Genomic DNA, 13,426 nt, shown 5'->3' on the forward strand with positions numbered 1-13,426 from the left:
CGCTCCGGCTTTCGGCGCGCCCGCCGCGCCGCCCATGGCCCCGCCCGCGGCCCCGCCCCCAGCCCCGCCCATCCACGCCGCGCCCACCATGGTCGCGCCGCTCAACGCGCCCCCCTTCGGCCAGGTCCCGCCGCCCCAGCCACCGCCGGGCGTCCCCAGCCCTCCGGGCCCTTCCGGCCCCCCGGGCCAGCAGCCGTACCCCCAGCCGCAGTTCGGGCAGCAGCCGTACGGACAGCCGGAGTTCGGCCAGGTCCCGCCGCAGGGAGTCGGCATCCCGGCCTCCCCCGCGGGCGCGGGGCTGAGCGCCGCCATGGAGAAGTACCGCGAGGCGCCCACCGGCCAGCGCTGGACGCAGCAGAACGGGAAGCTCGTCCGTGCCGACCTCTCCCAGGCCGGCGGCCAGCCCGTGCTCGCCAAGCAGGGCAGCATGGTGGTCTACCAGGGCAAGGTGGAATTCGGCTACAAGGGCGCCGGTTTCACCGGCCGGATCGTCGGCAACGCCACCGGCCAGGAGATGCAGCTGATGCGCTGCACCGGCCGTGGCCAGGTCTTCTTCGCCGACAACTCCGCCAACCTGCACCCGATCGAGCTCCAGGGCGACGCCATCTGCGTCTCCGCCGAAAATGTCCTCGCCTTCGACGAGTCGCTCCAGCACGAGGTGCGCCGCATCGAGGGCCACGGCATCCCCGGCGGCGCGCTCTTCACCATGCTCTTCCAGGGCACCGGCACCGTCATCGTCAAGACCCACGGCACCCCCGTCGTGCTGCCGGTCACCCCGACCACGTACGCCGACAGCAACGCGATCGTCGCCTGGTCGGCCGCCTCGCAGGTGATCCTCTCCAGCCAGGTAAGGCTGCGCCGCAACGCCTACCCGGGCCACAGCGGCGAGACCGTGAACCTCCAGTTCCGCGGCGCCCCCGGCAACTTCATCATCGTCCAGCCCTACGAGGTGTGAGACCCGCCATGGACCAGACCCTGATCGCGGGTTACGCGCCGACGCCGGTGACCGCCCGTATGGAAACCCACGGCGGCCGGATGCTCAAGGTCGTTATGCAGACCGGCCAGGACCTCTTCGCGCGCACCGGCTCCATGGTCGCGTACGAGGGCTTCGTCCAGTACGAGCCGAATCCGCCCGCCGTCCGCCAGATGGCCTCGCAGTGGCTCACCGGCGAGGGCGCACCCGTCATGAAGTGCACCGGCGACGGCCTGCTCTACCTCGCCGACTACGGCGCCGATGTGGTGCCCGTCTACCTCAACAACGAGTCCCTGTCGGTCAACGGCACCAATCTCCTCGCCTTCGACGCCCACCTGCAGTGGGGCGTCGAGCGGGTCAAGGGCCTGGCGAAGTTCGCCGGACAGGGTCTGTTCAACGTCGGGATCTCCGGCACCGGCTGGGTCGCCATCACCTCGCGCGGCACGCCGATGGTCGTCGACTGCGGGCGGGGCGACGACGAGACGTACGTCGACCCGGACGCGCTGGTGGCCTGGTCGTCCGGGCTCAAGACCAAGTCCAAGCGCAGCTTCAAGGCCTCGTCCCTGATCGGGCGCGGCAGTGGCGAGGCCTTCCAGATCGGCTTCTCCGGCCAGGGGTTCGTGGTCGTACAGCCCAGCGAAGACAGCACCGACCGCCTCCGAGTCCGGGGCTGAGGGGGAGCGACACATCATGCAGAGCCCGCTTTTCGCCTACACCGAAGTCCAGTCCGAGGATCACTACACGCTCCAGAACGAGCAGCTCCTCAGGGTCAGGCTCGACGGCAATACCGACTGCCTCGCGCGCAAGGGCGCGATGGTCGCCTACCAGGGCCTCATCGAGTTCGACGGCGAATACCGTACGCAGGGCCAGCGCAACGCGCGCGCCCGTACCGGCGAAGGCCTCGACCTCATGCGCTGCTCGGGGCAGGGCACGGTCTACCTGGCCAACCTCGCCCAGCACATCCACGTCGTGGACGTCGACCACGAGGGCCTGACGGTCGACGCGGCGTACGTCCTGGCGCTCGACTCGGCGCTGCACTGGGAGGTCATCGCCGTCGACAGTCAGTTCGGCGTCTCCGGCACCGGCGCGTACAACCTCAACATCTCGGGCCATGGCAAGGTCGCGCTGATGACCTCCGGGAAGCCGCTGCTGCTGCCCGTGACGCCGGACAAGTACGTCTCGGCCGACGCCGACGCCGTGGTGGCCTGGTCCACGTCGCTGCGGGTCCAGATGCAGGCGCAGACGTCGTCCTCCTCGGTCTGGCGCCGCCGGGGCACCACCGGTGAGGGCTGGGAGCTGAGCTTCCTGGGGCAGGGCTACGCGCTGGTCCAGCCCAGCGAGCTGCTGCCGCCGCAGGGCGCGCACATCGGCCAGGGGCTCGCCGCGCAGTACGGCTTCGGCCAGCAGGGCGCGCACGGGCAGAACCAGGGCAACATCTTCTCGAACTGACTTGAACTGACTCGGACTGACTCGGACTGACTCGGACTGGAGGGCTTGGGGGCGCTGCCCCCAAGCCCCCGCCCACCGAACGCCCTTGCTCAGAGGCCCAGCAGAGCCCGCGTACGCGCCAGCAATGCCGCGACCGAGCCGTCGGCGACCTCGCCCACCTCGTCGTACGTGTACCACTTGAGGTCCAGCGACTCCTCGCTGATCGCCTCGACCGCCCCCGGCGCGGCCAGCGCCGCGTACTGGACGTCCAGGTGCCACGCGCAGGGCGTCAGGTGGCGGTCCAGGTTGACCGGCTCGGGCCGGAGCAGGGTGAGTCCGGTGATGCCGGACTCCTCGGTGGCCTCGCGCAGGGCGGCGTCGGCGAGGGCGGCGTCCTCGGGCTCGCAGTGGCCGCCCATCTGCAGCCACATCTTCATCTTGCGATGCAGGGTCAGCAGGACGCGCTCCCCGACCGGGTCGATGACCAGCGCGCTCGCGGTGATGTGCCCGTCGCGACAGGGCTTCCACACGCCGTCGCGATGCTCGGCGAGATGGTCGAGGTAGTCCAGCCGGAGCTGCTCCTGGCCGTCGTCGGGCGCGTCCCAGTCCTTCAGGACGCGCACCGCGTCCGCATACAGGTCGTTCACTTCTCCGTGTCGCCCTTGTCCTCGTCCTCACCGCGCGCGGCGTCGCCGAGCATCTTGTCGAGCTCGGAGAAGTCGATGGCCTCGCGGTGCACGAAGCCGTCCGGGTCGTCCAGGTCCTGGGCCGTCGGCAGCATGTCGGGGTGGGCCCAGAGCCCGTCCCGCCCGTCGACGCCGCGTGCGTCGGTCAGCGAGGCCCACAGGCGGGAGGCGTCCCGGAGGCGGCGCGGCCGCAACTCGAGGCCGATGAGGGTGGCGAAGGTCTGCTCGGCGGGCCCACCGCTCGCGCGGCGGCGCCGGAGCGTCTCGCGCAGGGCGCCGGCCGAGGGCAGGTGCGGGGCGGCGGCGGAGTGGACGACGGCGTCGACCCAGCCCTCGACCAGGGCCAGTGCGGTCTCCAGGCGGGCCAGCGCGGCCTTCTGCTCAGGGGTGTCCTCGGGCTGGAACATGCCCTGCTGGAGGGCGTCCTGCAGAGCCTCGGGGTTGGTCGGGTCGAGCTGGCCGACCGCGTCCTCCAGCTTGGCGGTGTCGACCTTGATGCCGCGCGCATAGCCTTCGACGGCGCCGAAGAGGTGGGCCCGCAGCCACGGCACATGAGCGAAGAGCCGCTGGTGGGCGGCCTCGCGCAGCGCCAGGTAGAGCCGCACCTCCTCCTGCGGGATGCCGAGGCCCTTGCCGAAGGCGGCGACATTGGCGGGCAGCAGGGCCGCCTTGCCGGCCGGGCCGAGCGGCAGGCCGACGTCCGTGGAGCCGACGACCTCGCCGGCCAGGGTGCCGAGCGCCTGGCCGATCTGCGTACCGAACATGGCGCCGCCCATGGAGCGCATCATGCCGAGCAGCGGGCCGGCCATGGCCTGCATCTCCTCGGGCAGTACGTCGCCCATGGCGGCGCCCACGCGCTCCGCGACCGGGTCGACCAGGTCCTTCCACACCGGCAGGGTCGCCTCGACCCACTCCGCGCGGCTCCAGGCCACCGCCGAGCCGGCCCCGGAGGGCAGCGAGGTCGCGCCGTCCAGCCACAGGTCGGCCAGCCGCACGGCCTCCTGCACCCAGGCGCGGTCGGCGGGGCCGACACTGGCGTCCTTGGTGCCGTCCGGCGTGCCCTGGGAGACCGTCTGGCGGGCGATGTCCTTGGCCATCTCCCAGTTCACCGGGCCGCCCTCGTACGAGAGCATCTGCCCGAGCTGCTGGAAGGCGGCGCCGAGGTCGTTGGGGTTGAGGGATCCGAACATCGCGGCGAAGGGGTTGTCCCCCGCACCGCCCGCGCCGAAGCCGAACGGATTCCCGGGGCCGACCGGACCCTGCGAGCCATCGCCGGAACCGCTCGGCTTCTTGCCGTTGTCCCCGTCATCGGGCTCCTCCGGGGGGAGGCCGAATCCGAATGGATTGTCGCTCACGGGTTTCCTCGGCTCTGTGTGTTGTGGGCTGTACCTCCAGCCTAGACACCCGTCAGGCAGGATGGCTGCGTACTGAATGTGCGCACCTCGTACCAGAAACAACCGTGGGAGACACCCGGTGAGTTCCCCAGAATCGTCAGTTCGCCCAGAGCGGAGCAGCTCCAGGGCGGCGTCAGGGCCGGTCGTCGCCGTTACCGGCGCGGCCACCGGCGTCGGCCGGCTGCTCGCCCTGCGGCTCGTCGAGTCCGGCCAGGTCAAGAAGGTCGTGGCGATCGACGAGCGGCGCGGCGATGTGCCGGGCGCCACCTGGCGCGTCCTTGACGTACGCGACCCGGTGATCGCCGAGCGGCTGCGGGGCGTCGACGTCGTCGTCCACCTCGGACTCGACCTCGACCTGGAGTCGGACCCCAAGGCGCGCACCGCCTTCAACGTCCGGGGCACCCAGACCGTGCTCACGGCCGCCGCGGCGGCCGGTGTGCGGCGGGTCGTGCTCTGCACGTCCGCCATGGTCTACGGGGCCGAGCCCGACAACGACATCCCGCTCGCGGAGGACGCGCCGCTGCGCGCCACGGCGGAGGCCAGCTTCGTCGGGGACCTGCTGGAGATCGAGCGCCTCGGCAAGCGCGCGCCCCGCGCCCACCCCGGGCTGAACGTGACGATTCTGCGGCCCGCCGTCCTGGTCGGCGGCACGGACACCGCCCTGACCCGGTACTTCGAGTCGCCCAGGCTGCTGGTGGTGGCCGGCAGCCGGCCCTGTTGGCAGTTCTGCCATGTCGACGACCTGGTCACGGCGCTGGAGTACGCCGTGCTGGAGAAGGTCGACGGCGAGATGGCCGTCGGCTGCGACGGCTGGCTCGAGCAGGAGGAGGTCGAGGAGCTCAGCGGTATCCGCCGCATGGAACTGCCCCCCGCCATCGCTCTGGGCGCCGCCTCCCGGCTCCACCGGCTCGGCCTCACCCCGTCCCCGGCCGGCGATCTGACGTACACCATGCACCCCTGGGTCGTCAGCGGCAGCCGGCTGCACGAGGCCGGCTGGCGCCCGCACTGGACGAACGAGGAGGTCCTCGCCGAGCTCCTGGAGGAGGTCGCCGGCCGCAATTCCGTCGTCGGCCGCCGCCTCGGCCGCAAGGACGCCGCGACCCTCGGCGCCGCCGGTGCGACGGTCGCCCTGGTCGGCACGGCCGCGATGGTGCGGCGGGTCCGCAAGCGGCGCGGGCTGTAGGAGCGGGCGTAACCGACTCCTCCCCGGAAGGGGGTTTCCGCATCGCGGGCGGTTGCGGCAGCATGGGGCGTATGGAAGAGACGATCCGCCTGCTGGCCATACGTGATACCGACCTGTCCGTGGACGAGGTGTTCAGGGCCGTCGGGGACGACGCCGCCGGCGGGACCGCGCTGTTCGTGGGGACGGTTCGGGACCACGACGGCGGGTCGGGGGCCGAGGTGACCGGCCTGAGTTATTCGGCGCATCCGTCGGCGGAGGCGGAGCTGCGCCGGGTCGCGGAGAAGGTCGCGGCGGACTTCCCGGTACGGGCACTGGCGGCCGTACACCGTGTGGGTGATCTCCGTGTGGGTGATCTGGCGGTGGTCGTGGCGGTGTCCTGCCCGCACCGCGCGGAGGCGTTCGCCGCCTGCCGCCGACTGATCGACGACCTCAAGCGCGAGGTGCCGATCTGGAAGCATCAGCGCTTCGCGGACGGCGCCGAGGAATGGGTGGGCGCCTGCGCCCACTAGGCCGCGCCCACTGACCGCTCACCTCGCCTGCTCACCTGCGGTTGCGTAACTTCTGACCCGCCGCGAACGTTAGAGCACCGGGTGGTTAATCTGCTCATAGTTCATGATCGGTGCGTGGGGTCGGGAGGCCGCAATGGCAGCGCTCGCATGGTTGCTCGTTCCGGTGGTTGCCGCGATCGCGGCGGCGGTCTGGGGAAGTTGGGCCGCCCGTACGAGGAGCACCGGCGACGGTGCGTCGCTGGCGGACTACGAGCGCTTCCGTGAGGCCATGCGCGAGTCCGACGCCGGATCACGCTGAGGCCCTGTGGGGCGACTGTCGGACCCGTCCCGTACTGTCGTTCCATGCCACGCCGCACTGCGACGCTGCTCGCTTCGACCCTGACGCTGATAGCGCTGCTCTGCGCGGCGCTGTTGCTGCCGGTGCCGTACTCGGAGATGTCCCCGGGCCCGACCGTGAACACCCTGGGGGAGCACGGCGGGGAGCCGGTGCTGCAGATCTCGGGGCGGAAGACGTATCCGACGACCGGACACCTGAACATGACGACGGTGCGGGTCACGGGCGCGGACACCAAGATGAATCTCGTCGAGGTGGTCAGCGGCTGGCTGTTGCGCGACGAGAAGGTCGTCGAGCACGACACCCTCTACCCCAGCGGTCAGACGGCCCAGCAGGCCGACCAGGAGAACGCCGAGGAGTTCACCCAGTCCCAGGACAGCGCGAAGGTCGCGGCGCTGAAGGAGCTGGGCATCCCGGTGGGCTCGCGGGTCATCGTGTCGGCGGTGGTGAAGGGCGGCGCGTCCGAGGGCGTCCTGCACGCGGGTGATGTGATCAAGGCGGTGGACGGCACGCCGGTCAAGGCGGCCGCCGATGTCGCCGGGCTGGTCACCAAGCACCAGCCGGGAGAGAAGGTCGTCTTCACGGTCGTCCCGCAGAAGGACGCGGGCAAGAAGGACGCGGCGACCCAGGATCAGACGATCACGACCAGGAAGTCGACCGACGGCGGCAAGGCGCGCGCGGTCGTCGGCATCCAGGCCGGGGTCGAGCACACCTTCCCGTTCAAGATCGACATCAAGCTCGCGGACGTGGGCGGCCCCAGCGCGGGCCTGATGTTCGCCCTCGGCATCGTCGACAAGCTGACCCCGACCGACCTGACCGGCGGCAAGTTCGTGGCCGGCACCGGCACGATCGACGACACCGGCAAGGTCGGCCCGATCGGCGGCATAGACATGAAGACCATCGGCGCCCGCGACAAGGGTGCCCAGTACTTCCTGACTCCGTCGGACAACTGCGCGGAAGCGGCCAAGGACACCCCGTCCGGGCTCCGCTTGGTCAAGGTCAAGACCATAGACGACGCGATGGCCGCCCTCGAGAAGATACGTACCGGGGACACGGCAAGCCTGCCCAGCTGCACGCCTTCCTCGTGAGGGCTCGTTTCGCCTCCGTTGCGCTAAGCCACTGTGGGGGCACTCCCCCCAGCCAGCGGCAGCGCTGGGGGAGGTCGACCGTGCTCGACTGCTCGTACCTCACAGTCTCCGCGCGCTCTCTCTTTTGACGGCGGCCGCTCCTCTTCGGCTCACTCGCCGGCAGGCTGCCGGAGGAAGCGTTCAGGCCTCGAAGGTCGCCGCCAGCGCGTCCGCGAGGCCGGGGACGAGGTCGGCGCCGGTGAGGACTTCGGTGGGGGAGTCCTTCTCGCGGAGGCGGACGGCGGACTCGCGGGCGCCGTCGCGGAGCACGGCGACCGTCATGCGGACTTCCTGGCGCTCGGGGTGGGCGGCGACCCACTTGGCCAGGGCCGCGTCGTCCAGGCCCTCGGGGATGGACTGCTCGGCGGCGGGCGGGAGCATCAGCCGTTCGACGGTCATGGCGCAGCCGGCGATGACGTCGGGCCAGGCGATGGTCCCGAGGAACTCGTCGAGGGGGGTGCCGTCCGGCAGTTCGTCCTGCTCGATCGGGGTCAGGGCGCCGGCGTTCTCCTCGCCGAGGCCGAGTTGGTCGGCGAGACCGGGCTCCTGGGTGCGCAGCTGAGCGGTGTCGACGAGGGCGAAGAGCCGGGCGGGCTGGTCCCAGCCCAGGCCGGAGGCGTAGTCGTCGATCTCGAGTACGGCACGGGTGAGCGGGGTGGCGGCGAGTGGTGCACCATCGGACGCAATGTTGGACATGGTCAATATCCTGCCTCTTCTGTGACCAAATGCGGGAACCGAGTAAAGCCTGAGTAAGTTGCACCAGTGGGCGTCGGACCAGGCGCCCGCCGTTTTGCCCTGAAACGCCCTAATCGATACTTCGAGGTGCGCACCTTGGTATTCCAGATGCCGGACCGCGGCGGAGGTCCGCCGGGGCCGCGGATGAGAGTGGGCCGGCCGTCCCGACGTACCCGGACGCTGCTCATGACGGTGGGCGTACTGGCCGTGCTGGCCATCGCCTTCGTCATGTTCGCCGGCTTCTGGACCGACTGGCTGTGGTATCGCTCGGTCCACTACTCCTCGGTCTTCACGACGACGCTGTGGACCAAGATCGGGCTGTTCTTCGTCTTCGCGCTGCTGATGGCCGCCGCCATCGGCGTCAACATCTACTTCGCCCACCGGCTGCGGCCGCCGCTGAGTGCGATGTCCGTGGAGCAGCAGAGCCTCGACCGCTACCGGATGGGCATCGCCCCGTACAAGAAGTGGTCGCTGCTCGCCATCTGCTCCCTGGTCGGCCTGATCGCCGGCGCCTCGGCATCCAGCCAGTGGCGGACCTGGCTGTTGTGGGTCAACGCGACGCAGTTCGGCACCAAGGACCCGCAGTTCCACATGGACGTCGCGTTCTACGCCTTCGACCTCCCCTGGTACCGCTTCCTGCTGAGCTTCGGTTTCGCCGCCGTCGTGCTCTCGCTGTTCGCCGCCGCGCTGGTGCACTACCTGTACGGCGGGCTGCGGATCACCTCGCCGGGCAGCAGGGCGACGGCGGCCGCGACCGGCCATCTGTCCGTCCTGCTGGGCCTGTTCGTATCGCTCAAGGCGGTCGCGTACTGGCTCGACCGGTATTCGCTGGCGGTGAAGGCGGGCAACCTCAAATCCAGCAACTGGACCGGCCTTCGCTATGTGGACGCCAACGCCTATCTGCCGGCCAAGACGATCCTCTTCGCCATCGCGATCATCTGCGCGCTGCTGTTCTTCGCGACGCTGTGGCGGCGCACCTGGTCGCTGCCGCTCATCGGCTTCGGCCTGATGGTGCTCTCGGCGATCCTGATCGGCGGGCTGTACCCGGCCATCGTGCAGAAGTTCCAGGTGCAGCCCAACGAGGCCGCCAAGGAGACTCCGTACATCCAGAAGAACATCGACGCCACACGCAAGGCGTACGGCATCGACAACACCAAGGTGACGGAGTACTCCGGCACGAGCACGAGCGCGAAGCAGACTCTGCGGGACGACGCCGACACCACCGCCTCGGTACGGCTGCTCGACCCGAACGTGGTGTCGCCGACCTTCCAGCAGCTGCAGCAGACCAAGAGCTACTACGCCTTCCCGTCCACGCTGGACGTCGACCGCTACACGGTCGCCGGCCAGGAGCAGGACACCGTGGTGGGACTGCGCGAGCTGAACGTGAAGGGCATCCCGCAGCAGAACTGGATCAACGACCACTTCAAGTACACCCACGGCTATGGCGTGGTGGCGGCCAAGGGCACCTCGGTCCAGAGCAACGGCTCCCCGGACTTCACCGAGTCGGATCTGCCGGCCAAGGGCGAGCTGGGCGACTACGAGCAGCGGATCTACTACGGCGAGCAGACCAAGCAGTACTCGATCGTCGGTGACTCCTCCACCAAGGAGATCGACTACACCGACGACAACGGCGAGAAGTCCTTCACCTACACGGGCAACAGCGGTGTCGCGCTGAAGAATCCGGTCACCCGGGCCGCGTACGCCGTCGCCTTCGGCGAGCCGCAGATCTTCTACTCGGGCGCCATCGGCAGCGACTCCAAGATCCTCTACAACCGCACCCCCAAGGAGCGGGTCGAGGCGGTCGCTCCCTGGCTGACCATCGACGGCGACGTCTACCCGGCCGTGGTGAACCACCGGATCGTGTGGATCGTCGACGCCTACACGACGAGCAACGGCTATCCGTACTCCTCGCGTACGACGCTCGGCGACACCACCGCCGACTCGCTGACCAACGGTCAGCGTGCGGTCCTCGCCCAGCAGAACCAGGTCAACTACATCCGCAACTCGGTCAAGGCCACCGTGGACGCGTACACCGGCGAGGTGACGCTCTACCAGTGGGACAAGGCCGATCCGGTGCTGAAGACCTGGATGAAGGCGTTCCCGGGCACGGTGCAGCCGAAGAGCGCGATCAGCAGCGAGCTGATGGCCCATCTACGTTACCCGCAGGACCTGTTCAAGGTGCAGCGCCAGCTGCTGACGAAGTACCACGTCACCGAGGCGTCCACCTTCTACAGCGGCAGCGAGGTGTGGCAGGTTCCGGACGACCCGGCCGCCAAGACCGGCAAGTCAGTGCCGCCGTATTACCTGAGCCTGAAGATGCCGGGCCAGAGCAGTGAGGCCTTCTCGCTGACCACCACTTTCACGCCCAACAGGCGTGACAACCTGGGCGCCTTCATGGCGGTCGACGCCGACGCGACGAGTTCGGACTACGGCGCGATCAGACTGCTCAAGCTGCCGTCGAACACCACGGTGTCCGGTCCACAGCAGGTGCAGAGCCTGTTCAACTCCGATCCTGATGTCGCGGAGAAGATCAGACTCCTGAAGGGCGGCGACTCGACGGTTGAGTACGGCAATCTGCTCACCGTCCCGCTCGACGGCGGACTGCTCTACGTCGAACCGGTCTATGTGCGCGGCGCGGGCACCAACTACCCGCTGCTGAAGAAGGTCCTGGTGCACTACGGGGACAGCACCGCCTTCGAGAACACGCTCGGCCAGGCCCTCGACAAGGTCTTCGGCGTCAACGGCGGTACGAGTACGAGTCCACCGGCCGGCACCACGACACCACCGGCCAACTCCACCGTCGCCCAGGCCCTGGACGACGCCCAGAAGGCGTACGACGCCGGGCAGAAGGCCCTGAAGGCCGGCGACTGGCAGGCGTACGGCGTGGCGCAGAAGGACCTGGCGGACGCGCTGAAACGGGCGAAGGACGCCGAGAACCAAGCGCAGAAACAGGGCTGAGCAGGCACAGCTCGCGTCGTGGTACGGTTAGGACACAACGACGCGGGGTGGAGCAGCTCGGTAGCTCGCTGGGCTCATAACCCAGAGGTCGCAGGTTCAAATCCTGTCCCCGCTACTGCATGGAAGGGTCCGGAGTCAACAGACTCCGGACCTTTTCACTTGTACGGGGAAAGCACGGGGGAAGTGCGCGGTAAGCGAGCGGCTTGAGGTTTCGCCTGGCATCATGTCGGGAAGTCGACAAAGCGCTGTAGTGACCCTTTGGGTTGCGGCATACCAGGTGTAATGCGGGTACGGATGGTGCGACGATGGACCTTATGGGGGATGGTGCAAGGCTGCTGAATACTCGTCAGACCCATGACCAGGGGCCGGCGAGCGGGACTGTGGTGCCCACGCTCGCGCCGACGGTCGCCGAACTGCTGCCTGGGCCGCGCCCGGCCGACGCAGCGTACACCGCCGCGCACCCCGCTCCGTACACCGTCGCCGACGAGGACCGCCTCGTCGAGTCCGAACTCCCGGACGAGGAAAGCCTGGAGGCCCGCGAGGAAGCCGAGCTCGAGGCCCGCCACCGCCGGGCCGCCGACCACGGCGACCCCGTCGCCATGAGCATCCTGGGCACCATGCTGCTGCGCCGGGGCGACCTCGAAGGGGCCGAGCCCTACCTGCGCAGCGCCACCGCGAACGGCGACCGTGCCGCGGCCAACAACCTCGGCCTGCTGCTGCATCAGCGCGGTTACGCCGACGAGGCCGCCGCCTGGTGGCGGATCGCCGCCGTCGCCGGTTCCCCCGCGGCCGCGCACGCGCTCGGCCGTTACTTCCGCGAGCGCGGCGACGAGCCCGGTGCCGAGTACTGGCTGCGCCAGGCCGCCGAGTCCGGCCATGTGCTGGGCGCGTACGCGCTGGCCGACCTGCTGGACCACCGGCGCGACGTCGGCGCAGAGCGCTGGTTCCGCGCCGCCGCCGAGCACGGGCACCGCGAGGCCTCGTACCGCCTGGCCCGGATCTGCGCCGCCCGCGGCGAGGACCTGGAGGCCGAGCAGTGGTACCGGCAGGCGGCCGCCCGGCGGCACCGCCGCGCCGCGCTGCGGCTCGGCACGATCCTGGAGGAGCGCGGCGACAACCAAGAGGCGACCCGCTGGTACCTCACCGCCGCCCGCGACGGCGAGCCCCGCGCCGCCTGCGCGCTGGGCTTCCTGCTGCGCGACGCCGGTGACATCGACGGCGCCGCGACCTGGTGGCGCCGCGCCGCCCAGGCCGGCGACGGCAACGCCGCGAACGCGCTCGGCGCGCTGCACGCCCAGGAGGGCGAGACGCAGACCGCCGAGCGCTGGTACCGCGTCGCCCTCGACGCCGGTGACATCAACGGCGCGTTCAACCTCGGCCTGCTCTGCGCCGGCCAGGGCCGCACCGCCCAGGCCGAGCAGTGGTACCGCAAGGCGGCGTACGCGGGCCACCGCGAGGCCGCCAACGCGCTTGCCGTCCTGCTGCTGCAGCGCGGCGACGCGGCGGGCGCCGAGCCGTGGTTCTCCAAGGCGGCCGAGGCGGGCAGCGTCGACGCGGCGTTCAACCTCGGCATCCTGCACGCCAGTCGCGACGACCAGGCCACGGCACGGCGCTGGTACGAGCGGGCGGCCTCGGCGGGGCACAGTGAGGCCGCACTGCAGGTCGCCATCGCCCTGCAGCGCGACGGGGACTCCCACGGCGCCGAGCGGCACCTGCGCTGCGCGGCGGGCGGTGGCAGCCCCGAGGGTGCCTTCCGCCTCGGCGCGCTGCTGGACCGTAGCGGCAGCCCCGAGGAGGCCGAGGAGTGGTACCAGCGTGCCGCCGGCCAGGGCCACCGGCGCGCCCAGGTGCGGCTCGGCATGTGCGCCGCCAAGCGCGGTGACGTCGTCGACGCCGCGCACTGGTACCGGGAGGCCGCCGAGGCCGGCAGCAGCAACGGTGCGTTCAACCTCGGCCTGCTCCTCGCCCGCGAGGGCGCCGAGCCCGAGGCGGCCCTGTGGTGGACCCGCGCAGCCGACGCCGGCCACGGCCGCGCGGCCCTGCGGCTCGCCCTGCTGGCCGCACGGCACGGCCAGCTCGCCGACGCCCAGGCCTGGTGC

At 70.4% G+C, this 13,426-nt stretch carries 12 protein-coding genes and 1 tRNA gene; 10 read left to right on the plus strand and 3 right to left on the minus strand.

The genetic code is table 11. The features are described from left to right. The 3 genes from EFK10_RS29250 to EFK10_RS29260 form a co-directional block, all read left to right on the plus strand. A partial coding sequence (locus EFK10_RS29250) for an AIM24 family protein (RefSeq protein ID WP_164836191.1) occupies nt 1–955 on the plus strand: 955 nt, incomplete at its 5' end. An 8-nt stretch (nt 956–963) separates the two neighbouring features. Beyond that, nucleotides 964–1,647 carry an AIM24 family protein gene (locus EFK10_RS29255; protein WP_127358664.1) on the plus strand — a complete coding sequence of 228 codons (684 nt, stop codon included), beginning with the start codon at nt 964–966 and terminating at the stop codon, nt 1,645–1,647. A 16-nt stretch (nt 1,648–1,663) separates the two neighbouring features. After that, complete coding sequence (locus EFK10_RS29260; RefSeq protein ID WP_127358665.1) at nt 1,664–2,422, plus strand: AIM24 family protein; 759 nt, start codon at nt 1,664–1,666, stop codon at nt 2,420–2,422. An 89-nt stretch (nt 2,423–2,511) separates the two neighbouring features. Here EFK10_RS29260 and EFK10_RS29265 read toward each other — a convergent pair whose 3' ends face one another. Further along, the gene (locus EFK10_RS29265; protein WP_240677541.1) at nt 2,512–3,048 is read right to left on the minus strand and encodes an NUDIX hydrolase; all 537 of its coding nucleotides are present in this window, start codon (nt 3,046–3,048) and stop codon (nt 2,512–2,514) included. Beyond that, nucleotides 3,045–4,442, minus strand: a complete 1,398-nt coding sequence (locus EFK10_RS29270) for a zinc-dependent metalloprotease (RefSeq protein ID WP_127358666.1) — start codon at nt 4,440–4,442, stop codon at nt 3,045–3,047. Before EFK10_RS29270 ends, EFK10_RS29265 begins: the two co-directional genes overlap by 4 nt. A 118-nt stretch (nt 4,443–4,560) precedes the next feature. Here EFK10_RS29270 and EFK10_RS29275 point away from each other — a divergent pair, with 118 nt between their 5' ends. From EFK10_RS29275 to EFK10_RS29285, 4 genes are all read left to right on the plus strand, one after another. Further along, nucleotides 4,561–5,664, plus strand: coding sequence for an SDR family oxidoreductase (locus EFK10_RS29275; protein ID WP_127358667.1), 1,104 nt, complete (start codon nt 4,561–4,563; stop codon nt 5,662–5,664). 71 nt (nt 5,665–5,735) lie between these two features. After that, complete coding sequence (locus EFK10_RS29280) at nt 5,736–6,173, plus strand: molybdenum cofactor biosynthesis protein MoaE (RefSeq protein WP_127358668.1); 438 nt, start codon at nt 5,736–5,738, stop codon at nt 6,171–6,173. 133 nt (nt 6,174–6,306) lie between these two features. Beyond that, complete coding sequence (locus EFK10_RS47860) at nt 6,307–6,471, plus strand: hypothetical protein (RefSeq protein WP_164836192.1); 165 nt, start codon at nt 6,307–6,309, stop codon at nt 6,469–6,471. A gap of 44 nt (nt 6,472–6,515) precedes the next feature. Next, nucleotides 6,516–7,595: a YlbL family protein gene (locus EFK10_RS29285; RefSeq protein ID WP_127358669.1), complete on the plus strand. Its 1,080-nt coding sequence runs from the start codon at nt 6,516–6,518 to the stop codon at nt 7,593–7,595. 180 nt (nt 7,596–7,775) lie between these two features. Here the strand turns inward: EFK10_RS29285 and EFK10_RS29290 are convergent, their stop codons facing one another. Then, the gene (locus EFK10_RS29290) at nt 7,776–8,330 is read right to left on the minus strand and encodes a PPA1309 family protein (RefSeq protein ID WP_127358670.1); all 555 of its coding nucleotides are present in this window, start codon (nt 8,328–8,330) and stop codon (nt 7,776–7,778) included. A 147-nt stretch (nt 8,331–8,477) separates the two neighbouring features. On the opposite strand from EFK10_RS29290, the gene EFK10_RS29295 reads away from it, so the two are divergent. The 3 genes from EFK10_RS29295 to EFK10_RS29305 all read left to right on the plus strand — a co-directional run. Next, nucleotides 8,478–11,327: a UPF0182 family membrane protein gene (locus tag EFK10_RS29295; RefSeq protein WP_127358672.1), complete on the plus strand. Its 2,850-nt coding sequence runs from the start codon at nt 8,478–8,480 to the stop codon at nt 11,325–11,327. Nucleotides 11,328–11,368: 41 nt separating this feature from the next. Then, nucleotides 11,369–11,442 (plus strand) — tRNA-Met (locus EFK10_RS29300). Nucleotides 11,443–11,632: 190 nt separating this feature from the next. After that, nucleotides 11,633–13,426: tetratricopeptide repeat protein (locus EFK10_RS29305; protein WP_240677542.1), on the plus strand; the 1,794-nt coding region annotated here is incomplete at its 3' end.

This window comes from Streptomyces soli, assembly GCF_003999195.1.
GTDB classification, from domain to species: domain Bacteria; phylum Actinomycetota; class Actinomycetes; order Streptomycetales; family Streptomycetaceae; genus Actinacidiphila; species Actinacidiphila soli.

Coding starts and splice junctions, on each gene's coding strand:
- EFK10_RS29255 (WP_127358664.1), top strand. CDS start 964: ATGGACCAGACCCTGATCGCGGGTTACGCGCCGACGCCGGTGACCGCC.
- EFK10_RS29260 (WP_127358665.1), top strand. CDS start 1,664: ATGCAGAGCCCGCTTTTCGCCTACACCGAAGTCCAGTCCGAGGATCAC.
- EFK10_RS29280 (WP_127358668.1), top strand. CDS start 5,736: ATGGAAGAGACGATCCGCCTGCTGGCCATACGTGATACCGACCTGTCC.
- EFK10_RS47860 (WP_164836192.1), top strand. CDS start 6,307: ATGGCAGCGCTCGCATGGTTGCTCGTTCCGGTGGTTGCCGCGATCGCG.
- EFK10_RS29285 (WP_127358669.1), top strand. CDS start 6,516: ATGCCACGCCGCACTGCGACGCTGCTCGCTTCGACCCTGACGCTGATA.
- EFK10_RS29290 (WP_127358670.1), bottom strand. CDS start 8,330: ATGTCCAACATTGCGTCCGATGGTGCACCACTCGCCGCCACCCCGCTC.
- EFK10_RS29295 (WP_127358672.1), top strand. CDS start 8,478: ATGCCGGACCGCGGCGGAGGTCCGCCGGGGCCGCGGATGAGAGTGGGC.